Consider the following 20721-nt stretch of genomic DNA (forward strand, 5'->3'; position numbering starts at 1 on the left):
TGTTTGGGAGGGGCAGATGCGCAAAATCATACATGTTGATATGGACTGCTTTTTTGCTGCCGTTGAGATGCGTGATGATCCCACCCTGCGTGATATTCCCATCGCCATTGGTGGCAGTCGCGTCCAGCGTGGCGTCATCAGTACGGCCAACTACCCGGCGCGCAAATATGGCGTGCGCAGCGCGATGCCCACCGCGACAGCGCTGCGCCTCTGTCCGCATCTGCGCCTGTTGCCCGGCCGCTTCGACGCCTATAAAGAAGCGTCGCGCCAGATTCGGGAAATTTTTACGCGCTACACGTCGCTCATCGAACCGCTGTCGCTGGATGAAGCCTATCTGGATGTCACTGACAGCCCGCACTGTCAGGGATCGGCCACGCTGATGGCGCAGGCGATTCGCGCCGATATCGCGCGCGAAACCGGGCTGACGGCCTCTGCGGGCATTGCTCCGATTAAATTTCTCGCCAAAATCGCCTCCGATCTCAATAAACCCAACGGCCAGTTTGTGATCACACCGCAGGCGATGCCGGATTTTCTGCTGACGTTGCCGCTCAGCAAAATTCCCGGCGTCGGTAAGGTGGCTACGAAAAAACTGGAGGAGATGGGCATGCACACCTGCGCCGACGTGCAGCAGGCCGATCTGGCCCGCCTGCTGAAGCGCTTTGGTAAGTTTGGCCGCATCCTGTGGGAGCGCAGCCACGGCATTGACGATCGCGATGTGGTGGTCGAGCGCGAACGTAAATCGCTCGGCGTGGAGCGAACGCTGATGGAAGATATCCACCACTGGGAGCAGTGCCTGGAGATTATTGATTTCTTATATGCGGAGCTGGATCGCCGCCTGACGCTGATTCGCCCGGACAAACAGATTGCCCGTCAGGGGGTGAAGCTGAAGTTTAACGATTTTCAGCAAACCACGCAGGAGCACAGCTGGCCGGTGCTGAACAAAGAGGACATGATTGCCGTGGCGCGGAAAAGCTGGGAGGAGCGGCGTGCCGGACGCGGCGTGCGGCTGGTAGGCCTGCATGTCACGCTGGTGGATCCGCAGCTGGAGCGGCAGCTGGTGCTGGGCTGGTAAAACACGCCGCTGCATGACGCTTCCCCGCCGCGCGGGCAGGGAAGCGTTCAGTACGCGGAATCAGGCTTTTTCCGGGACGACATTCAGCAGCGCCGTCAGCAGTTTCCAGTACAGACCGACGCTCTCAATGTGCACCTGCTCATCCGGCGAGTGCGGGCCCGTGATGGTCGGGCCAATTGAGACCATATCCATGTTCGGGTAGGGCTTCTTGAACAGACCGCACTCCAGTCCCGCATGAATCACCTGGATGTTCGGCGTTTTGCCAAACAGCGCTTCATAAGTCTTACGCGTCAGCGCCATGATGGGCGAATCGGCATCCGGCTGCCAGCCCGGGTAGCCGCCTTTTGGTGCGGTTTTCGCACCGGCCAGCGCGCCCAGCGAGGTCAGGGTTTCCACCACCCAGTCTTTGCCGGTGTCAATCAGCGAACGAATCAGGCAGATGATCTCTGCGCTGTCCTGCGCCATCGTGACCACGCCGACGTTAAGCGAGGTTTCCACCACGCCTTTCGCCACGTCGGAGTTGCGAATCACGCCATTCGGCGTGCTGTTGAGCAGGTTAATGAAACGGTCACGGCTGTCTGCGGTCAGCGCCTCGCCCTGATGCGCCAGCGGCTCGCTCACGACGGTCACATTTTTCTCTTTCATGCCCAGCTCATTTTGCAGCGTGGCCTGGAAGTGTGCCGCCGCCGATTTCAGCGCATCCACTTTGTGACTGTCGACGGCTAGGGTGGCGAAGGCTTCACGCGGGATCGCATTACGCAGCGTACCGCCGGTAAATGAAATCAGACGGATATCCAGCTCAGCCGCGTGGGCCGCAAGGAAGCGTGCCAGCAGTTTGTTGGCATTGCCGAGGCCAAGGTGAATATCTGCACCGGAGTGGCCGCCTTTCAGACCTTTCAGCGTCAGCTTCAGGGTTTCAAAGTTTGCCGGAACCGCCTCGCGCTGCAGCGGCAGGGTGGTGATAAAGTCAATGCCTCCGGCGCAGCCCATGTAGATCTCACCCTCTTCTTCAGAATCGGTGTTGATCAGGATATCCGCCTGCAGCCAGTCAGGCTGCAGACCAAACGCGCCGTCCATGCCTGACTCTTCGGTCATGGTCAGCAGCACTTCCAGCGGACCGTGGGTCAGGCTGTTGTCAGCCAGCACCGCCAGTGCCGAAGCCATACCGATGCCGTTATCGGCACCCAGCGTCGTGCCGCGCGCTTTCACCCATTCGCCATCGACATACGGCTGAATCGGATCTTTCGTGAAGTCGTGCACTGTGTCGTTGTTTTTCTGCGGCACCATATCAAGGTGCGCCTGCAGCGCGACCGGGGTGCGGTTTTCCATGCCTGCGGTGGCGGGTTTGCGGATCAGGATATTGCCAACCTGATCGCGTTCGACCCAGAAACCTTGCGCTTTCGCCCAGCCAACCACGTACTCGGCCAGCGCTTCTTCATGATATGAAGGGTGCGGAATGGAACAGATTTTTGCGAAGATATCCCACAGCGGCTGCGGGGAAAGTTGAGACAATTCAGACACAACGCGTCTCCTGTGTCAGCGCGGCGGACAAACCGCTCGCACGCGGGTTTCCAGTAAAAGATCGCCGTCAGCACATCTGACGTGATGGGCCAGAGAATATCACTGTTTATCGCCGGGTGCGCACCGGGCGCGCTAAAAACCTGCAACCAGTGTGACGGGTGCTGGTTTTTAACGCGTCAGATCCTTATAATCTCGCGCAACCTTTTCCCCCTTGCATATTTTTAAGCCAATTTTATTGGCCGGGATTCCTTTTATGAGCGAAAAATACGTCGTCACCTGGGACATGCTGCAGATTCATGCCCGTAAACTGGCCCAGCGCCTGCTTCCTGTGGAACAGTGGAAGGGCATCATCGCGGTCAGCCGCGGTGGTCTGGTTCCGGCATCGCTGCTGGCGCGTGAACTGGGTATTCGCTATGTCGATACCGTTTGCATCTCCAGCTACGATCATGACCATCAGCGCGAAATGAAAGTACTGAAGCGTGCCGAAGGTGACGGTGAAGGCTTCGTGGTGATTGATGACCTGGTGGACACCGGTGGCACGGCGCAGGCGATTCGCGATATGTACCCGAAAGCGCGCTTCTGCACCATCTTCGCCAAGCCGGCAGGCCGTGCGCTGGTGGACGACTACATTGTCGACATTCCGCAGAACACCTGGATCGAACAGCCGTGGGATATGGGCGTGGTGTACATTCCGCCTATCGTCAAAAGCTGATTGATTTCACGCAAACAACGCCCGGTTATGCCGGGCGTTGTGCTTTCTGCGCCTCGCGCACCGCTGCCGGGTGCAGTAAACTTCAGGTCATTGCCGCCTCTGCCGCAGGAGACCTTTATCATGACCGGGAAAAACCTCAGCGAAGAACTCTTCAAACCCCGCTTTAAACACCCTGAAACCTCCTCTCTGGTACACCGTCAGCATCACCCGGCGGCGCAGGTGCACAACACGCTGGAAGGGGATACCCAGCGCGGCTGGTATCGCATGCTGAACAAGCTGCTGTGGACGTGGCGCGGCCTCTCTCCGCAGGAGATCAGCGAAGTGCTGGCGCGCATCGCCATCAGCGACGCCGACCATACCGATCCGGCGCTGCTGGACACCGTGATTGGCTATCGCAGCGGCAACTGGAACTTTGAGTGGTCGAAGCAGGCCGCGCTGTGGCAGCAGAAGGCGCTGCAAAACGCGCAGGCCGGGGAAGCGGGGCAGCAGTGGCTGCACGCCGCCAGCCTCTACAGCCTGGCCGCTTATCCTTATATAAAAGGCGATGAACTGGCTGATCAGGCACAGGTGCTGGCCAACCGCGCCTATGAAGAGGCGACGCAGCGTCTGCCGGGCGAACTGAAAGCGCTGACGTTTCCGATCAGCGGCGGCAGCCCGGTCACCGGCTTTCTGCACATGCCCGCCCGGGTCGCCGCACCGTATCCCACCGTGCTGCTGTGCGGCGGTCTTGATGCGCTGCAAAGCGATCACTATCGCCTGTTTCATGATTATCTGGCGCCACGCGGCATCGCCATGCTGACGCTGGATATGCCGTCGGTGGGGTTTAGCAGCAAGTGGACGCTGAATCAGGACACCAGCCAGCTGCATCAGCAGGTGCTGCGTGAACTGAGTAATGTGCCGTGGATTGACCATACGCGCGTGGCGCTGCTGGGTTATCGCTTTGGCGCCAATATCGCCACCCGGCTGGCCTATCTGGAGGTGCCGCGTCTGCGCGCGGTGGCATCGCTGGGTGCCATGGTGCACAGCGTGTTTGTTGATACGCAGCGCCAGCAGCAGCTGCCGGATATGTATATGGACATGCTGGCGAGCCGTCTGGGCATGTCTTCAACCTCAGACAGTAATCTGCGCATTGAACTCAACCGCTATTCGCTGAAAGTGCAGGGGCTGCTTGGCCGCCGCACGCCGCTGCCAATGCTGGCTGCGTACTGGCCCGACGATCTGTTTAGCCCGGAAGAAGAAGCGCGGCTGATTGCCGGCTCGTCGGCGCAGGGCAAGCTGCTGGCGATCCCCGGCAAGCCGGTTTTCAACAGCTTTGAGAAGGCGCTTAATCAGATTTGTGACTGGCTGACAAAACAGTTGCGCGCCTAGCTGGCAAAACGCGAAACCTCTGCTACAACTTATACCCGGGAAAGTATACGCCGCGCATTTTCAGTGCGGCGGAAGTTTTTACGGTTTATTTGAGGGAGAGAATTAGCATGACGTTACCGAGTGGTCACCCCCGTAGTCGCCTGCTTAAGCGCTTCACCGAATTGGGGCCGTATATCCGTGAAGGGAAATGCGAAGAGACGCGTTTCTTCTTTGATTGCCTGGCTGCCTGCGTTAACGTCAAACCCGCTCCGGAGAGCCGCGAGTTCTGGGGCTGGTGGATGACGCTGGAAGCCCACCAGGATCACTTCACCTATGAATACCACTTCGGGCTGTTTGATAAAGACGGTGACTGGAGCGTTGCCACGATTAAAGGCAAAGACAACAACGAGAAAGTGGAAAGCACGCTGCGTAATTTTCATGAGCGCCTGAAAGCCACGCTGCACGATCTGAAGCTGGATCTGAAACCGGCTGCCGGGTTCAAAGAGGAGCCGGTTAAGCTCACGGCTTAACCGCAGGCAACAAAAAAGAGCCGGTGATGAGCCGGCTCTTTGCTTACAGACACAAGGGTAGTGACTGCGCGTCAGGCTTCACTCCGCCTGGTGCGCAGCTTAGAACTGATAGGTCAGGCCGACTGCCACAACGTCATCGTTGTTGATGTTCAGCGGGTTGTTGTCATCCAGCTGGTTGATTTTGTAGTCAACCATGGCAGACATGTTCTTGTTAAAGTAGTAAGTCATTGCAACGTCAACGTATTTCACGATATCCGCGTCGCCGATCCCTTCAATATCTTTTCCTTTGCTCTGCACGTAGGCCAGAGAAGGACGCAGGCCGAAATCAAACTGATACTGAGCGACCACTTCAAAGTTCTGCGTTTTGTTCGCTACGCCGCCGGTGATTGGCGTCATGTTGCGGGTTTCTGAGTACGTTGACGCCAGGTAGATGCTGTTCGCATCGTATTTGATTCCTGCGCCCCAGGCTTCCGCCTTGTCACCGCGACCCAGACGGGTGGTCACATCCTGCGAGTTGGTGCGGTCAGCAGAAGAGATGGCACTCATCAGGCTGATACCGGTATCGCCCAGGGTGTAACCCAGTGATGCACCGTAGCCGTCGCCGTTCTGTTTGGTGACATCTGAACGGCCATTGGCGCTGGTGGTGTCGTTTTTACCCTGATACTGCACGGCAAAGCGCAGACCATCCACCAGACCGAAGAAGTTGCTGTTACGGTAAGTTGCCACGCCTGACGTACGGCCCAGCATATAGGTATCGGTATAGGCGCTGTCACCGCCGAATTCCGGCAGCACGTCGGTCCAGGCCAGAACATCGTACACCACGCCATAGTTGCGACCGTAATCCACGGAGCCGTAGTTACCGAACTTCAGGCCGGCAAAGCCCAGACGGGTTTTGTTACCGATATTGGCATCGGTGTTGGTTTCTGCGCGGTTGCCCTGGAATTGATATTCCCACTGGCCGTAACCGGTCATCAGATCGTTGATCTGCGTCTGGCCTTTGAAGCCCAGACGGATATAGGTTTTGTCGCCATCAGCACCCGGGTTGTCACTGAAGTAGTGCATGCCTTTAACGCGACCGTACAGATCCAGTTTGTTACCGTCTTTGTTATAAATTTCTGCGGCTTGAGCGGTAGAGGCCAGTGCCAGCGCGGATACGACTAATGCCAGTGTGCTCTTCTTCATTTGCTATCAATCCCAATGAGTAAAATTTGTTGTACCCGTGAAAGGGTTTGTAAAACACGGGACGTTTTACCGACTGGCGATGAAAGTTTTATGACACTTTTTCTGTTTTCTTGTTAATCGCGAACTTTTGGTCTACGCGATTGTCTGGCGATTTTCGTGCTTTTCCCCTTGCCGCTGTTGGCTTCCTCGCTGACTCCTGTTAAAACGTCGGTTCGCAGATTTTTTTCTTACATGGCAGGAAAAACATGAGTGGCAGTCAGACCCTGGTGGTCAAATTGGGTACCAGCGTCCTCACCGGCGGATCGCGCCGGCTGAATCGGGCGCACATGGTGGAGCTGGTACGTCAGTGTGCGCAACTGCACGCGGCGGGCCACCGCATTGTGATCGTCACGTCGGGCGCGATTGCCGCCGGACGCGAGCATCTGGGCTACCCCGAACTGCCACCGACCATCGCCTCAAAGCAGCTGCTGGCTGCGGTGGGGCAGAGCCGTTTAATCCAGCTGTGGGAACAGCTATTTTCCATCTACGGTATCCATATTGGCCAGATGCTGCTGACGCGTGCGGATATGGAAGACCGGGAGCGTTTTCTCTATGCGCGCGACATGCTGCGCGCGCTGCTTGATAACCACATTGTGCCGGTAATCAATGAGAACGACGCGGTCGCCACCGCTGAAATCAAAGTGGGCGATAACGATAATCTTTCGGCGCTGGCGGCGATGCTCGGCGGCGCGGACAAACTGCTGCTGCTGACCGATCAGCAGGGCCTGTATACCGCCGATCCCCGCACCAATCCGCAGGCGGAACTGATCGGTGATGTGCACCAGATTGACGATGCCCTGCGCACCCTGGCGGGTGGCAGCGTCTCCGGGCTTGGCACCGGCGGCATGGCCACCAAACTGCAGGCGGCCGATGTAGCCTGTCGGGCTGGCATCGAGGTGATCATCGCCGCCGGCAGCCGGCCGGATGTTATCAGCGATGTGCTGAACGGCAAGCCGGTCGGCACGCGCTTCCATGCGCAGCAATCGCCGCTGGAGAGCCGCAAGCGCTGGATCTTTGGCGCGCCGCCAGCCGGTGAAATCACCATTGATGATGGTGCGCTGACTGCGGTACTGGAACGCGGCAGTTCGCTGCTGCCGAAAGGCATCCGCGAGGTGCAGGGCAATTTCTCGCGCGGTGAAGTGATCCGGATTCGTAACCTGCAGGGGCGCGATATCGCCCACGGCGTTACGCGTTACAACAGCGATGCGATGCGCATGATTGCCGGACATCACAGTCAGGAGATCGGCGGCATTCTGGGCTACGAATACGGGCCGGTTGCGGTTCACCGCGACGATATGATCGTCAGTTAAGGAGCAGGTCATGCTGGAAGAAATGGGTAAAGCGGCGCGCGCGGCGTCGTACAAACTGGCGGAACTCTCCTCCGCGCAGAAAAATCAGGTGCTGCTGACCATTGCCGATCGGCTGGAAGCGGAAAGCGCGGCGATTCTGGCGGCCAACGAGCAGGATCTGGCCGATGCGCGCCAGAACAACATGAGCGCGGCGCTGCTGGATCGCCTGACACTCAACCCGCAGCGGCTGAAAAGCATCGCTGATGACGTCCGCCAGGTCAGTCGTCTGGTGGATCCGGTGGGGCAGCTGATCGATGGCGGCACGCTGGATAGCGGCCTGCGTATTGAACGGCGACGCGTACCGCTTGGCGTCATCGGTGTGATTTACGAAGCCCGGCCAAACGTCACGCTGGACATTGCGTCACTGTGTCTGAAAACCGGCAATGCGGCGATCCTGCGCGGCGGCAAAGAGACCTCGCGTACCAATGCCGCCACGGTGCGCGTGATTCAGAACGCGCTGGCGGAGCACGGCCTGCCGGCTGCGGCCGTGCAGACGATTGAAAATCCGGATCGTGCGCTGGTGAATCAGCTGCTGAAGCTGGATCGCTACGTGGACATGCTGATCCCCCGCGGCGGGGCAGGTCTGCACAAGCTGTGCCGCGAAAATTCCACCATTCCGGTTATCACGGGCGGTATTGGCGTCTGTCATCTCTATCTGGATGAAACCATGGAAACCGATGCGGCGCTGGAGGTGATTGTCAACGCCAAGAAGCAGCGCCCCAGCGCCTGCAACTCGCTGGAGACCCTGCTGATTCACCGCGACCAGGCTGCGCGCTTTATCCCGGCTTTCCTGCAGCGCATGGCGCAGGAGAATATCCCGCTGCACGCCGATGCCAATGTGCTGGCGCTGCTGCAGCCGGGGCCGGCGAGCGTGGTGGCCATCTCTCCGGGCGATTACGATGATGAATGGCTCTCAAACGACCTCAATGTGCGGCTGGTGGACGATATGGATGAGGCGATTGCCCACATCCGGGCGCATGGCACACAGCATTCCGATGGCATTCTGACGCGCAGCATTGGCAACGCCAACCGCTTCGTCAATCAGGTTGATTCCTCCGCCGTTTACGTCAACGCCAGCACGCGCTTTACCGATGGCGGTCAGTTTGGCCTTGGCGCAGAAGTGGCGGTCAGCACGCAGAAACTGCATGCGCGCGGCCCGATGGGGCTGGAAGCACTCACCACCTATAAGTGGATTGGCTGGGGCGACGATACGCTGCGCCGCTAGCTTTTTCTCCCGCATCTGAATGGGCATCGGCAGCGATGCCCATTTTTTTGGCTTTCGATCCAGTTATTACCAGAGCTTTTTGATTTATTACTGTCATTAATGGCGTCTGCGGCGCTTTTCGCCCATTTTTTTCAGTAGGCGCTGGTCCCGGCGTTACGGAACAATCCTGAAAACCTTTGCCACAACACGCTGTCAGGTATTCATAACTGGTTTGCACCCGGCCTGCGAGGATAATGATCGTCCAGCTTCATTGATAAAAGCGGTTGGGTAGTAAACTGACGGTAATATAAAATGAACTGGTAGCAAAAATGAAAATAACATTCAGTCTTTTACTGATGGCAGACTATTAACTGATGGTTAAAAAAGAGAGTACGAGACAAGCTTTTACTGCCAGGCTGATTGCCGCGTGTGACAGCGCGGGAATTGTCGGACATGGACGGAACAAACAGGTTGCACAGGCACTGCAGCAAAGGGGATGCAGGATCTCAACACCGGGGGTCTGGAAATGGTTTAACGGCCAGTCAATTCCGGATGACGGCAACTTACTGGCGCTTAGCCAGCTATTAGACGTGCGCGTAGAGTGGCTGCAGTATGGGATGGAAAAACCGGATGCCGCCCTGACGCAGCAGAAGCTGATCGATCCGCAGCACATGTTCCGCGTAGAGAGTCTGGATATCGGGCAACGCAGCGCCCACGGCATTGCTGCGCGTGAAGAACTGGTCGAGACCATTCAGGCTATTGAATACGGGCTTGACGAAGCGCGTGTGCTGTTCAACGGCCGTCCGGCGGAGAACATTCGCCTGATCGCGCTCAACAGCGATTCGATGGCCGGCACGTTCGCGCCACGCGATCAGCTGTTTGTCGACATCAGCGTGCACCGCTTCGACGGTGACGGTATCTACCTGTTTAATCTGGATAATCAGCTTTACCTCAAGCGGCTGCAGCTGCAGCACAAAAAGGTGGCGGTGATCTCCGATAACAAGCGTTATGAGACCTGGTATCTGTCACTGGATGAAGCGGCATCGCTGCAGGTGATCGCGCGCGTTATCATGAGTCAGGCACGCGACTACCAGATTCTGGGCTGAGGCGATCGGCGCCCGCCCGGAAAAAAATAAATTAGCTGAAATCATAAATTTAACTAACGGTAAATAAAAAATTAACCGTTGGTGTTTGCCAATGCATTAGAACCTGTTAATAATTTGACCATAGATGGACGACATCACCGCTCCCGGATGAGCCCGCTCTTAAACAATTGAGGCGCTGCACAAGCGCGAGACAACCCACCCAAAGTCAGTGGATTTTGGGATGGGGTGGAAACGCACTTTGCAGCGTCGTCAGTTGTCCTCTGCCTTCACTCTTCTCTGCTTTCGCCTGGTCGTCCTGACGCCCGGGCTGGCCGGTTGTGAGTGATTCCAGTGGCGCCACGGATGCTTCGGCCTCTGCCGGAACGCCGCGTTTGCCACCCCATCGCCAAAAACTCATTCACAGGAGGAGTTATGGCGATCATTCAATATGGCAAGTCAGTCTTCACAGGGAATGCACGCACCCGTCGCCATCGGCGGCGTCAGTCGCTCAGTCGCCTGAAGCGCAGCATTGATCACGCATTAGGTCTGGAGTGTGACGAGGTGAGCCTGCGCACCGCAGAGCGCATCTGTCAGCGCGAAATTCGCTCGCGAGTGGACCGCGCAGTACTGGCCCCGACGCGCATTCAGGCCGAAAGCGCCAGCTTTGATAACTGCTGTTTACCCCACGTTCACCTGTACGCCGTGCGCTAATGCCGGTGTCCGCTTTCCCAGTTCTGAACGGAACGTTTTCATTTTTACGCATTGTTTAATCCCGCTTGAGCGTTGCGCTTAGCTTCAGCCATGCGCGCAGCAGGACCAGACAGAGTGATTTATGTGTTTCGGTGATCTGCGCAGCCGGGCCAGGCGGCTGCGCCCGTCAATGAGGAAAGGATATGAGCCAGATTATTGCCATTTTGAATTTTGAAGAGGGCTACCGCGAGGCGCCCTATCTCGATAATCAGGGGTTCCCGACCGTCGCCGGCGGCATTCGCATCGGGCCGAAAGGGGCCTCGCTCAGTAATTACATTTTCCAGGTGCCGCGCCGCGTCGGCGACGTGTGGAAGCAGTGCATCGTGGAAAACAAAGTGCAGGAGATGAACCAGCGCGAGCTCATCAGGCTGGCGCTCAGCAAATGCAACGAGGCGCGCAGCGATGTGCTAATCAGCATGGCTTATCAGCTGGGCGTTGAGGGGCTGGCGCTGTTCCGCAGCATGCTGACTGCGGTCACGCAGGGGGATTTCAACGCGGCCGCCAACGCCATGCTCGACAGCCTGTGGGCAAAGCAGACAGCAGGGCGCGCCCGCCGCCATGCGGAGGCGATGCGCAGCGGCACCTACGACATCTATCGGGGGCTGCTATGAACATGATCTGGCTGCTGTTCATCATCGCCGTGCTGGCGGCAATCATTCTGCTACTGCTGTTGCAGCGCTTTACCACGCTGGAGTTTGTGCAGCACGCGCGGCTGTTATTCAAAACCTGGTCTGTCTGGCTTGCCTCGCTGGGCTCCATGCTCAGCGCCTGGGCGCAGTCATTTCCTTCTTCGGCGCTGGATGCGTGGAATGCCCTGCCGGAGGATGTCAAAGCCATCCTGCCTCATAACTACCTCGGCATGATCGGCGCCTTTATGGTGGCGATGGGCGTGCTGGCGCAGTTTGTCCGGCAGAAAAACCTCGTGGCTCAGAAAAACGCGCTGGAGGCGAAATCATGAGTTTTCTTCTTTCTCTGCTGGGCGGCAGCTGGCACTGGCTGGCGGCTATCGCCGGCGTGGTTGCCGCGCTGCTCGCCAGCTATTTTGGCGGCCGCAAGATCGGCAAGGTGCAGCAGCAGGCAAAAGCTGACACCGCGCAGGCTGAAAAAACCGCTGCGCAGGCGGTCGCGGTCAGCCAGCAACAACAACAGCTGCGTGAGGAGGCCCGACATGTGGAAATCCGCAACGATAACCTTGATGACGCTGCTGCTCGCGACAAGCTGCAGCAGTCGAAATACAACCAGCCCTGAGGCACCGGTCGTTATCGACTCTGCCTGTACGCTTTTCTCCCCGATTTACACCCACGGCAGGGATGCCGAACGCATGGACATCCGTACCGTGCGCGCCATTAACAATTACAACGACCTCTGGGACCAGCACTGCCGCCCGCCGGCGCATTAACGCTGTCCCCTCACTGTGTATTGCAAACCTGAAATGCCGAGGAGGCTATGATGATCGAAGTTAACTCTTTCGCTGAACTGCGTACCACTGCGCCGACCAAAAACGGCGATCTGGCGTTTTTGCGCCGCTACAACGCTGATTCCAGCTTCCGTGGCGGCGGTGATTTTACCGGTTTTATCGGCACCACCACCGCCACAGATGATGGCGGTACGCTGGCGGTGGGTAATGGCTTCTACTGGAAACGTGTCATCAACGATCCGGCAGACCTTAACGTCTACCACTTCGGCGCCAAAGGCGATGGCTATGCCAATGACACTGATGCGTTTAACCGGATGTTTGCCTGGACGCAAAGCTACAGCGGTAACATACGCGATCTGCCGGTACGCTTTCCTGGCGGTAAATTTTTAATTAACCCGATGGATATCAGCGCCACCGAAATCGCCTATTTTGGCCTGCAGGGGGATGATGTGGAACTGGGTTCGCTGCCGCGTACCACCATCATTTCCGACAAGAGCGCCAACACGGTGTTCAAGGTGAAGGCGCGCCGTACCTCCATCAAAGGCATTACCTGGCACGGTCAGTCTTCCGCCGACGTCACGACCAACACCAGCACGATTACCGCCGATATGTGTACCAATGCGCAGCCCTTCTACGAAAACACCTGTATCGAAGGCACCACGTTAAATATTTACTGTTTCCGCGCGCAAAATAGCGGCGGTACGGTAATCAAAGCGCTGGATACCCTCGACAGTAAATTCGAGCAGATCTACACCCTGTGGACCTATGGTCGCGTCTTTGACATCGGCTGGTCGAATTCGCCCAACGGCAAATGGGACCACTCTACCGCCATTGAGATCTGCAACTGTAACTTCCAGACCGGTTACGGCGACGCCACACTCTACATGCCGCGCGTCACGCAGGGGATTATGCGTAACGTGTGGATTGAGCATACGCGTAACCCGGGCGATCTCTCCGATGGTGGCTGGACCATCGACACGCTCAACATTGAGGATTGCGGCACGCCGTTTAACCTCAACAATGCGCGCGTCATCATGCGGCAGGTTGGCCTGCAGTCCGGGGCAAAAATCTCCAATGACATCGCCGGGACGCGCTGGCTCTCATCGTTTGAGTACGGCTATCGTCGTGAAGAGAGCCACGGCACCATTATCACCGGTTCACTGCGTACCGGTTACTACAGCGGGCATAAAGTCACCAACAACACCGATACCGACAACTGGTACCGGCTGGGGCAGCTCTATTTCCCGGTGGCTAACCAGCAGTGGGTGATGGAGCTGATCGGTAAAGCTGATGCCACGCAGCCCACCGGCACCGCCGGGTCACCGGTGAATGTGGCGGGCACGGGCCGCACCTTTATTAACCTGCAGCGGCTGGAAACGGTCTGGGCGGATGCCTATCACATGGGGCAGCCGGCGGTCCTGGATATGCGCTACAGCCGGGTGGGCACCACCTATGCGGTGGTGTGGGTGAAACTGCGTGCCAACAGTGGTGATACGCTGATTAACCTGAAAACCACCGGCCCGACGCGCTATGAGTCGGGTTCCTGCTCACTGTTCCAGACCGATTTCTCGGTGGTTACGGATACCACCAAAATGGGCACGCTGAAACCGGCCGCACGCTTTGGTATCCACAATGGCGTGGCCGGTATCGGTGCCAATGAGAAAGGGGTACTTACCGTCGCGACGGCAGCAGGTACACCCACCGATAAAACCACGCCTTCGGGCTTTGTGCTGGTCAATATCAACGGTGTCGATCGTAAACTTCCTTATTACGATTGAGGCCAGCACCTTTTTGGCGAGGCTGCGGCCTCGCCTTTTTTTGTGCTGCGGCAGCGATGTCGCGCGCACGGCAGTGCAGCGCGTAAAGGGGCAGGGCGCAACAGCCAGGACCTGTCCGGTTTTACCGTTAAATGCTGAAATAATCAGCACTTAAGCGGTGGCTGCTTGACTCGCACCACCGATTTTTCTATGTTTAATCCCCGCAGTTCCCGCCTTTATGCCGGTGTAGCTCAGTTGGTAGAGCAGCGCATTCGTAATGCGAAGGTCGCAGGTTCGACTCCTGTTTCCGGCACCAGTTTTTTCCTTACCTGAAAAGGGTGCACAGGTTCTTACGTGGGCCCAGACGTAACTTTACCCCGGATAAACGCGTTAACCCTGCAGCAGTTTCAATACCTGCTGTGGCAGCTGGTTGGCCTGCGCCAGCAGAGAAACGCTGGCCTGCTGCAAAATCTGCTGGCGCGACATGTTTGATACCTCGGTCGCATAGTCAGCATCCTCAACCCGCGAACGCGCAGCGGCGATGGCCGAACCGGCGCTGCTTTGCAGCGACCGGGCAGACGTCAGCCGGTTAGCCACTGCACCCAGCTGCGTGCGCTGGCTGTCAATCCGGGCAATGGCGCGATCCAGCGTTGCCAGCGGGTCGTCGGGATGTTTCAGACGGATCTCTGAACCCATTTCCGAAACGCGCATCGTGGTCTGGTTGCTGGAGGTATCCGTAACCGAGGAGATGCCCGCCTGAAAATAAATCTGCACGTCGCCCACGCCCTGCAGCGTTTTCAGCATCACGGTGCCGCTGTCGCTGTTATTCACAAACGTGGCGGTCTTATCCAGCATGCCGTTCGGCACATCAAGATAATAGTTGCCATCCGAATCCAGTTTCAGCACGTCGTTGCTGCTGTTCCCGCTGACGTCGGTATAGCGCACATTCACGTTCGCCGGATTCAGCGTGACGTACGAGGTGCCGGTAACGCTGTTCACCGTGCTGAAACTGTTGGCGGGTGTGGCGCTGGTGGCCGTGACGTTCAGGCTGTTATGCGTGCCGTCTGACGAAGCGCTGACGCTGGCGTTGTAATACTGATAGCTTCCGCCGTTTGCCACTTCCATCACATACTGTGAACCACTGCGCAGCAGACGGCCGTTGCTCACCGGCTGGCCGCCGGCATCGCTAAAACTCACCGTGGCGCTGGACAGCGGGATGTCAGGCGTATCCGTCACCGGCACAGGCGTTGTGGCAAAATCGCTGTCGATCTTAGCCGCTGCGCCGTTCATTTTTGCGGTAACCGCACCACTCGGGGTAAAGCTCAAATCCGCCGCATAATAGCGGTTGTTTTGTTCAATATAGTACTGGCCGCTTTCCTGCATCAGGCTGGCTGGCGGCGTAGCCGGCAGCGCTGTCCCGCCGCTGTCCTGAAAGTTCACCGCAGGAATGGTGCGTGCTGGTATATCACTGACCGTGCTATAGAGCGGCGTGCTGACGCCGCGACTGATCAGCACATTGCCCGCCGCTGTGGCGGTATCCCAGCGCGCGCTGACGGCGGCCAGATAATAAACCGGTTTACCGTCAGTGCCGGTGCTCTGAATATACTGACGATTGTTTGCGCTGCTGCTTACCAGCTGCGGCGCATTGCCCGCCGGCACATAGTTAACCGTAATCGCCGGATTGCTGAAGGACATGTTGGTGGCAAGCCCGGTCAGCGTGCTCACCGGGGTGACATTGCCGCGAATGCCGCCAATCACAAAATCGGTCAGCCCGAGCGCATCCACGTCAAAGCCAGGCGCAGAGAGATCCAGCCCGATCTTCTCGTTGTCGTTGGCACCCACCTGAAACCCGAGTTTACCGGCACTGCCATCCAGCAGTTTAATGCCGTTGAAACTGGCGGTGCTGTTCAGGCGATCGATCTCTTTAAGATTAAGGTTGATCTCGGCCTGGATCGCATCCGTATCACTTTGCGAATTGGTGCTGTTCAGTCCCTGTACCGTCAGCTGGCGCACGCGCTGCAGACGATTGTTGATCTCATCCATTGCGCTTTCCGCGGTTTCCACCAGCGATAAACCATCACCGGTATTGCGCTGCGCAACCGCCAGCCCGCTCTGCTGGCTGCTGAAACGATTGGCAATGGCCTGGCCTGCCGCGTCGTCACGCGCACTGTTGATCCGCATCCCTGACGATAAATGGCGAATCGCGTCGCTCAACGCCGCGCCGCTTCGTGCGGACTGCTGACTGGCGTTCATGGCGGGCATATTGGTTTGCAGACTGATCATTTACAGACTCACTAAAAAGACACTGATAGCGTTATCGGCACCGGAGGCCGTTCTTTAAAAATTATTTGGGCTAAGTCACGGCTCCCACAGCGGCACAGGGAAATTTTCAGCAGGAAATCGGGCAAAATTGCGTTATGGGTGAGGGAAAGATCTGCGTTTTGTCGTTATATGGCTATTCATACAGTTGTCTCTTGACAATATTCCTGTGCGCCGTTGCGCTTCATGCTCCTCCGCGGGTGCAAACCACGCGCAACGACCGCTCAGGCGCGGCGTGGACGCATCGCAGTGAAAAAACTGCGATCATTCCGACAACCTGTTAACTGCCCGGCTAATCAATTCTGTTATTAATCGTTATGCCCGCTAATTAGTCCGCAGAAAATAACGGCTGTCGTTGCCTGCGTTATTTCTGCAATAATCAGGCAGCCATTGACCTGACCCGTACGGCTGGTGAAAATGCGGGTGAAAGTTTTGAATCAGATCGCAATTTAATGGCGTAAAGCCTGTTGCAGTTCGGCTGCGAGAGCCGTACTGAATTAACGTTACCTGTTCTCACACTGCGCAAAAGACGCAAAGGCATAATAAAGGGACAGGGCATACAGCAAATAATCTTAATGTCGTTCTGCACGCCGAAAAGGGCCATCCCGCGATGCGCCCGGCACGGCGGCCTTCAGAGGATAATCTGGCAGTGTGCGCAGATGACCGCGCCGGCGCAGGATAAAGATTCGCATATCGTGACAGAAAAGGGCTTCTGTCCGCAGGCACAGCCTGTTTTGGTAACGCATTGACTTTTAACTGCACTGGCAACAGTGCAGCGTAACGCTGTTGACGTCAGACATTGGCAGTACATTAGTCGCTGCAAGCCAGGGGCGGTAGCCTGCCTGTTTTACAGTAAATCATTAAATAAAAAACAGCGTCTTAAGGCTGGCGAAATTCTTATTACTACGCGTCAGCGTGCCTTGTTTAATTATCAGGTTCGTTCTCCTGAGGAAACTCTGAAAAAATCACTGAAGTAATGTTAAGCCGGGTGAAAGCGATATCAAAAAAAAGGAAAGGGTTTTCTTTAACGGTATCCGGTTTTATTTCTCCTGCGCTTTTTCACACTGATCAATTACGTATTGAGGTCTTATGCAAAATCCTGTTAACGACGTTTTAATCAGCGTCATTGTGCCGGTGTATAACGCCGCACCCTATCTGGAGAGATGCATTGATAGCCTGCTGCAGCAGGATGAAACGCGCTTTGAAGCCATTTTTATCAATGATGGTTCCCGGGACGACTCGCTGGCAATACTGCAGCGCTATGCGCGGGTGCCGCAGTTTCACATCATCAGTCAGGCCAATGCCGGCGTGTCGGCGGCGCGTAATCACGGCATGAGCGCCGCGCGCGGCAAACTGCTGTGCTTTTTAGATGCCGATGATTTCCTGCCGCCGGATGCCTTTGCCACCTATGTCCGTCTGATGAGCAGCGGTGCGGCTATGGTGGTGGGGGAGTCGCAGCACTTCTCGCCGGAGGGGCAGCCGCTGGACGCCCCGGCCAACCGTGACCAGACGCGCCGGCTCAGCGCATCGGCAGCGATGAACGATCTGCTCTATTTCCATCCGCGTCACGGCATCTGCGACAAAGTGTTCCGCGCCGGGGTGATCCGCCAGCACGGGCTGCGTTTTAACGAAGAGATCTTTAACTTTGAAGATCTGCTGTTTGTGATGAACTACCTGCATCTGCAGCAGGAGCGCGAGGTGATCGTCACCGAACAGGTGGTCTACCACTATGTCAGATCGGCGAACTCGGCCACGCGATCCGCGCTGCGGGAAAAACACTTCTCGTTTGCCCGCTCATTTAATGGCATGAAGGCGTTTTTGTCTGCCGGGCACCAGCGCTGCTATTACCACCTCTATCTGAAAGTCACCGCCTCATACATCTACAAGGGGCTGCAAAGCGACGGCTTCAGCCGCGCCTTTATCGATGAGTACATTGCGCTCTACCGCCGCAGCTTCCGTTCATGGTGCTCCGCCGGTCCGTTTCTGACGCCGTGGAGCCTCTATTTTGCGCTGTTTTTTGTCAGTCCGCGGCTGGTCTCACGCCTGCGCCGGCTGGTGCAGCGATAGGGGCGGGCAATGATGAAAGATAAATTAAAAAACTCGCTGTGGATGATCGCGGAAAAACTGATCGCGGTTTTCGGCCTGATCTTCGTGACCTCCTATGTGGCGAAATACGTCGGACCGGCCACCTTTGGCATCATCTCGATCTCCATGCTGGTGTTTCAGTTCATTCAGACCATCGCGCTGATGGGCAGCGATGTGATTTTGCTGAAGCGCATTGCGCAGAATCGCCGTTCGGGTCTGCGGCTGATGATGGCCACCTTTTTGCTGGTGCTGGTGCTCTATGCGGTGCTGGCGCTCGCCGGGGTGGCGATCATGGAACAGGCGTGGCGTCCGGAAGCCTGGATCTTCATCGCTGCTGCTGCGGTCGCCTGCCTGTTCTCCGCGCTTGATCTGGTGAACATTTACAACGAGGCGATGCTCAACGCGCGTCTGAACGTGATTGCCAATGTGATCGGACTGGCCATCAGCCTGACGGTGCGCTTTTTCATCTCCTGGTATGCGCTGGATCCGCGCTATCTGGCGCTGCCGATTGTGCTCGCGACCCTGATCCCGTTTGTTATCAAGCTGACGATCTTCCTGCGCTACGACCGTCAGGCGCCGGTTCCGGCGCTGCGGCAGATGAAAAAGTACTCGCGCTATATGGTGGCCTCCGGCCTTTCGCTGATTTTCTCTGCCATTGCCGTTGCGCTCTATACCCGTCTGAATCAGGTCAGCGTCTCTTATTTCCTCGGCGTAAAAGAGGCCGGCATTTTTTCCGTGGCGTTAACGCTCTCCACCGCATGGGTGTTTTTGCCCAGCGCGCTGCTGGCCTCGTTTTACCCGGCGTTCTTCGCCGAGCGCAATCAGCAGCAGGCGATTGTTAAAGCGCAGAAACTGCATCTGCTGGTGATTGGCGTGTCGGCGCTGGTGATTCTGGCCATCTGGCTGCTGTCGGGCTGGTTTATCCGGGAATTTTACGGCGCGGAATATCTCGATGCGGTTGCCCCCACGTTGTTACTCAGTATTGGCGCGATGTGCGCGGTATTAAGCAGCGTGATGGATCGCTTCATCATTAAATATAACGGCTACCGCTATCTGGTGAAAAAGACCTTCGCGGTATTACTGGTTTGCCTGATTTCATCCTTATTGCTGGTGCCACACTTTGGTTTAACCGGCGCCGCCATGAGTGTGGTGATTACTGAGTTTTTATCTTTTTCGCTGCTGAATTATTTTTTTGCGGCGCAACCCGTTATGCATATTCACCGGATATTTTTCAACCCCAGGAAACTATGGCTGTTATTTACCGATATCAAAACCTCAGACAGTAAAGAGAGTTTATCATGAATGAAAAACCGCTATTCAGTATTATCATTCCCGTCTATAACTCGCAAAAAACCATCCGGCGTACGCTGCTGAGCGTGTTGAACCAGACATTCATCAGCTATGAGGTGGTCGTCGTCAATGACGGCAGCAGCGATGGCAGTGCGGCGATTGTGGACGAATTCAGCCACTATCCGCAGGTCACGGTGATTCACCAGGTCAACGGCGGCGTCAGCGCCGCCCGTAACAGCGGACTGCTGCGAGCCAGCGGCGAATTTGTGCTGTTCCTTGACGCCGATGACTGGGTGGACGACAACTTCCTGATGAGTTTCAAGCAGAACCTGAACGCATGGCCGGCGGAAACGGTGGAGCTGATGGTCGGAAATCTCCACGACACGCGCGTCGGCAAAGTCTCGCAGGCCGGCTTCTTCAGCCAGGATGATATTCCTTATGTGCTGGGCGAGCTGGAGATGAGCGACAACATTGGTTATCTGCACAACAAATGTTATCGCCGGCAGATTATTCACGATCTCGATCTGCGCTTTATGGAAGGCATCTCTATGAGTGAGGATCTGTTATTTAACCTGCGCTTCTTTAGCGGAGTAAATAATATTCTTATCACGCCCGGTGCAGCCTATCATTACGAGGATGTGGCAGGATCGCTGTCAAAACGCAAAGTGCAGTACAGCGAACTGAAAGTGCGTAAGCAGTCGCTGGTGGCGCTCTATGATTCCATTGTCGATAAATATCAGAGCAGTGATATTGAGCATTTTCTCCGCGCCATTTCCAAACGGGTACTGGCACTGGATATGCAGATTGTCACGGCCATGTATCACTCTTCGTTTTCATCTGCGGATATTGCGCAGGAAATTGAACAAATCAAGCGCGGAAAATACTCCAAAGGTATTTTTACGCTGCTGAATAAAAATGAAAAACTGAAGTACATGATTATGAATTTGAACACTCTCACAGCGTACTATTTCCTTTATGCTCTCTACAGAATGCGCGCGTTCTGAGGTTAAATTCTCCCGCCGTTAGCCTCTGGTAAAGAGGCAGAAGCTAGCGCGCGGGGGA

Annotated in this window: 18 protein-coding genes and 1 tRNA gene; 16 read left to right on the forward strand and 3 right to left on the reverse strand. The window is 56.5% G+C overall.

Annotated features, from left to right (window positions below; all coding sequences use genetic code 11):
• Positions 1-16 precede the first annotated feature (16 nt).
• A complete protein-coding gene (gene dinB / locus D8B20_RS03985) occupies positions 17-1072 on the forward strand; it encodes a DNA polymerase IV (protein ID WP_145887335.1) in 1056 nt (351 codons plus the stop codon).
• Positions 1073-1132: 60 nt separating this feature from the next.
• Here dinB and pepD read toward each other — a convergent pair whose 3' ends face one another.
• A complete protein-coding gene (gene pepD / locus D8B20_RS03990) occupies positions 1133-2593 on the reverse strand; it encodes a beta-Ala-His dipeptidase (protein ID WP_145887337.1) in 1461 nt (486 codons plus the stop codon).
• A 253-nt stretch (positions 2594-2846) separates the two neighbouring features.
• On the opposite strand from pepD, the gene gpt reads away from it, so the two are divergent.
• The 3 genes from gpt (at position 2847) to crl (ending at position 5182) form a co-directional block, all read left to right on the forward strand.
• Entirely contained in the window at positions 2847-3305 is a 459-nt protein-coding gene (gpt, locus tag D8B20_RS03995) for a xanthine phosphoribosyltransferase (protein ID WP_021507279.1), read from the forward strand.
• A gap of 120 nt (positions 3306-3425) precedes the next feature.
• The gene (frsA, locus tag D8B20_RS04000) at positions 3426-4673 is read left to right on the forward strand and encodes an esterase FrsA (RefSeq protein WP_145887339.1); all 1248 of its coding nucleotides are present in this window, start codon (positions 3426-3428) and stop codon (positions 4671-4673) included.
• Positions 4674-4780: 107 nt separating this feature from the next.
• The gene (gene crl / locus D8B20_RS04005; protein WP_145887340.1) at positions 4781-5182 is read left to right on the forward strand and encodes a sigma factor-binding protein Crl; all 402 of its coding nucleotides are present in this window, start codon (positions 4781-4783) and stop codon (positions 5180-5182) included.
• 99 nt (positions 5183-5281) lie between these two features.
• Here the strand turns inward: crl and ompC are convergent, their stop codons facing one another.
• Positions 5282-6364 carry a porin OmpC gene (gene ompC, locus D8B20_RS04010; protein ID WP_145887342.1) on the reverse strand — a complete coding sequence of 361 codons (1083 nt, stop codon included), beginning with the start codon at positions 6362-6364 and terminating at the stop codon, positions 5282-5284.
• 245 nt (positions 6365-6609) lie between these two features.
• Here ompC and proB point away from each other — a divergent pair, with 245 nt between their 5' ends.
• From proB to D8B20_RS04055, 9 genes are all read left to right on the forward strand, one after another.
• The gene (gene proB / locus D8B20_RS04015) at positions 6610-7713 is read left to right on the forward strand and encodes a glutamate 5-kinase (protein ID WP_145887344.1); all 1104 of its coding nucleotides are present in this window, start codon (positions 6610-6612) and stop codon (positions 7711-7713) included.
• Positions 7714-7723: 10 nt separating this feature from the next.
• Positions 7724-8977 (forward strand): glutamate-5-semialdehyde dehydrogenase, encoded by a 1254-nt coding sequence (gene proA, locus D8B20_RS04020; RefSeq protein WP_145887346.1) that lies wholly within the window; start codon positions 7724-7726, stop codon positions 8975-8977.
• A 353-nt stretch (positions 8978-9330) separates the two neighbouring features.
• The gene (locus D8B20_RS04025; RefSeq protein ID WP_145887348.1) at positions 9331-10062 is read left to right on the forward strand and encodes a LexA family transcriptional regulator; all 732 of its coding nucleotides are present in this window, start codon (positions 9331-9333) and stop codon (positions 10060-10062) included.
• A gap of 411 nt (positions 10063-10473) precedes the next feature.
• Positions 10474-10752, forward strand: coding sequence for a transcriptional antitermination N peptide (locus D8B20_RS04030; protein WP_145887350.1), 279 nt, complete (start codon positions 10474-10476; stop codon positions 10750-10752).
• 182 nt (positions 10753-10934) lie between these two features.
• On the forward strand, positions 10935-11402 hold the full coding sequence (locus tag D8B20_RS04035) for a glycoside hydrolase family protein (protein WP_145887352.1): 468 nt from the start codon (positions 10935-10937) through the stop codon (positions 11400-11402).
• A 2-nt stretch (positions 11403-11404) separates the two neighbouring features.
• The gene (locus D8B20_RS04040; RefSeq protein WP_186454423.1) at positions 11405-11749 is read left to right on the forward strand and encodes a DUF7940 domain-containing protein; all 345 of its coding nucleotides are present in this window, start codon (positions 11405-11407) and stop codon (positions 11747-11749) included.
• Positions 11746-12039 (forward strand): hypothetical protein, encoded by a 294-nt coding sequence (locus D8B20_RS04045; protein ID WP_145887356.1) that lies wholly within the window; start codon positions 11746-11748, stop codon positions 12037-12039. Before D8B20_RS04040 ends, D8B20_RS04045 begins: the two co-directional genes overlap by 4 nt.
• Positions 12040-12240: 201 nt before the next feature.
• Positions 12241-13986, forward strand: coding sequence for a putative phage tail protein (locus D8B20_RS04050; RefSeq protein WP_145890383.1), 1746 nt, complete (start codon positions 12241-12243; stop codon positions 13984-13986).
• A 219-nt stretch (positions 13987-14205) separates the two neighbouring features.
• Positions 14206-14281 (forward strand) — tRNA-Thr (locus D8B20_RS04055).
• A gap of 74 nt (positions 14282-14355) precedes the next feature.
• Here D8B20_RS04055 and D8B20_RS04060 read toward each other — a convergent pair.
• Positions 14356-16248, reverse strand: coding sequence for a flagellin N-terminal helical domain-containing protein (locus D8B20_RS04060; RefSeq protein WP_145887358.1), 1893 nt, complete (start codon positions 16246-16248; stop codon positions 14356-14358).
• Positions 16249-17373: 1125 nt separating this feature from the next.
• On the opposite strand from D8B20_RS04060, the gene D8B20_RS04065 reads away from it, so the two are divergent.
• The 3 genes from D8B20_RS04065 to D8B20_RS04075 are packed head-to-tail and all read left to right on the forward strand — an operon-like array spanning position 17374 to position 20663.
• Positions 17374-18351, forward strand: coding sequence for a glycosyltransferase family 2 protein (locus D8B20_RS04065; RefSeq protein ID WP_145887360.1), 978 nt, complete (start codon positions 17374-17376; stop codon positions 18349-18351).
• Positions 18352-18360: 9 nt separating this feature from the next.
• Positions 18361-19671 (forward strand): oligosaccharide flippase family protein, encoded by a 1311-nt coding sequence (locus D8B20_RS04070; protein ID WP_261388062.1) that lies wholly within the window; start codon positions 18361-18363, stop codon positions 19669-19671.
• Positions 19668-20663 carry a glycosyltransferase family 2 protein gene (locus tag D8B20_RS04075; protein ID WP_145887362.1) on the forward strand — a complete coding sequence of 332 codons (996 nt, stop codon included), beginning with the start codon at positions 19668-19670 and terminating at the stop codon, positions 20661-20663. The genes D8B20_RS04070 and D8B20_RS04075 overlap by 4 nt, the downstream gene beginning before the upstream one ends.
• Positions 20664-20721: the final 58 nt, after the last annotated feature.

This window comes from Candidatus Pantoea soli (assembly GCF_007833795.1).
In the GTDB taxonomy this organism is placed as follows: Bacteria; Pseudomonadota; Gammaproteobacteria; order Enterobacterales; family Enterobacteriaceae; genus Pantoea; species Pantoea soli.

Bases quoted from the DNA above. Each gene is read 5' to 3' on its own strand.
- dinB (WP_145887335.1), top strand. From the start codon at position 17: ATGCGCAAAATCATACATGTTGATATGGACTGCTTTTTTGCTGCCGTT.
- gpt (WP_021507279.1), top strand. From the start codon at position 2,847: ATGAGCGAAAAATACGTCGTCACCTGGGACATGCTGCAGATTCATGCC.
- frsA (WP_145887339.1), top strand. From the start codon at position 3,426: ATGACCGGGAAAAACCTCAGCGAAGAACTCTTCAAACCCCGCTTTAAA.
- crl (WP_145887340.1), top strand. From the start codon at position 4,781: ATGACGTTACCGAGTGGTCACCCCCGTAGTCGCCTGCTTAAGCGCTTC.
- ompC (WP_145887342.1), bottom strand. From the start codon at position 6,364: ATGAAGAAGAGCACACTGGCATTAGTCGTATCCGCGCTGGCACTGGCC.
- proB (WP_145887344.1), top strand. From the start codon at position 6,610: ATGAGTGGCAGTCAGACCCTGGTGGTCAAATTGGGTACCAGCGTCCTC.
- proA (WP_145887346.1), top strand. From the start codon at position 7,724: ATGCTGGAAGAAATGGGTAAAGCGGCGCGCGCGGCGTCGTACAAACTG.
- D8B20_RS04025 (WP_145887348.1), top strand. From the start codon at position 9,331: ATGGTTAAAAAAGAGAGTACGAGACAAGCTTTTACTGCCAGGCTGATT.
- D8B20_RS04030 (WP_145887350.1), top strand. From the start codon at position 10,474: ATGGCGATCATTCAATATGGCAAGTCAGTCTTCACAGGGAATGCACGC.
- D8B20_RS04035 (WP_145887352.1), top strand. From the start codon at position 10,935: ATGAGCCAGATTATTGCCATTTTGAATTTTGAAGAGGGCTACCGCGAG.
- D8B20_RS04040 (WP_186454423.1), top strand. From the start codon at position 11,405: ATGATCTGGCTGCTGTTCATCATCGCCGTGCTGGCGGCAATCATTCTG.
- D8B20_RS04045 (WP_145887356.1), top strand. From the start codon at position 11,746: ATGAGTTTTCTTCTTTCTCTGCTGGGCGGCAGCTGGCACTGGCTGGCG.
- D8B20_RS04050 (WP_145890383.1), top strand. From the start codon at position 12,241: ATGATCGAAGTTAACTCTTTCGCTGAACTGCGTACCACTGCGCCGACC.
- D8B20_RS04060 (WP_145887358.1), bottom strand. From the start codon at position 16,248: ATGATCAGTCTGCAAACCAATATGCCCGCCATGAACGCCAGTCAGCAG.
- D8B20_RS04065 (WP_145887360.1), top strand. From the start codon at position 17,374: ATGCAAAATCCTGTTAACGACGTTTTAATCAGCGTCATTGTGCCGGTG.
- D8B20_RS04070 (WP_261388062.1), top strand. From the start codon at position 18,361: ATGATGAAAGATAAATTAAAAAACTCGCTGTGGATGATCGCGGAAAAA.
- D8B20_RS04075 (WP_145887362.1), top strand. From the start codon at position 19,668: ATGAATGAAAAACCGCTATTCAGTATTATCATTCCCGTCTATAACTCG.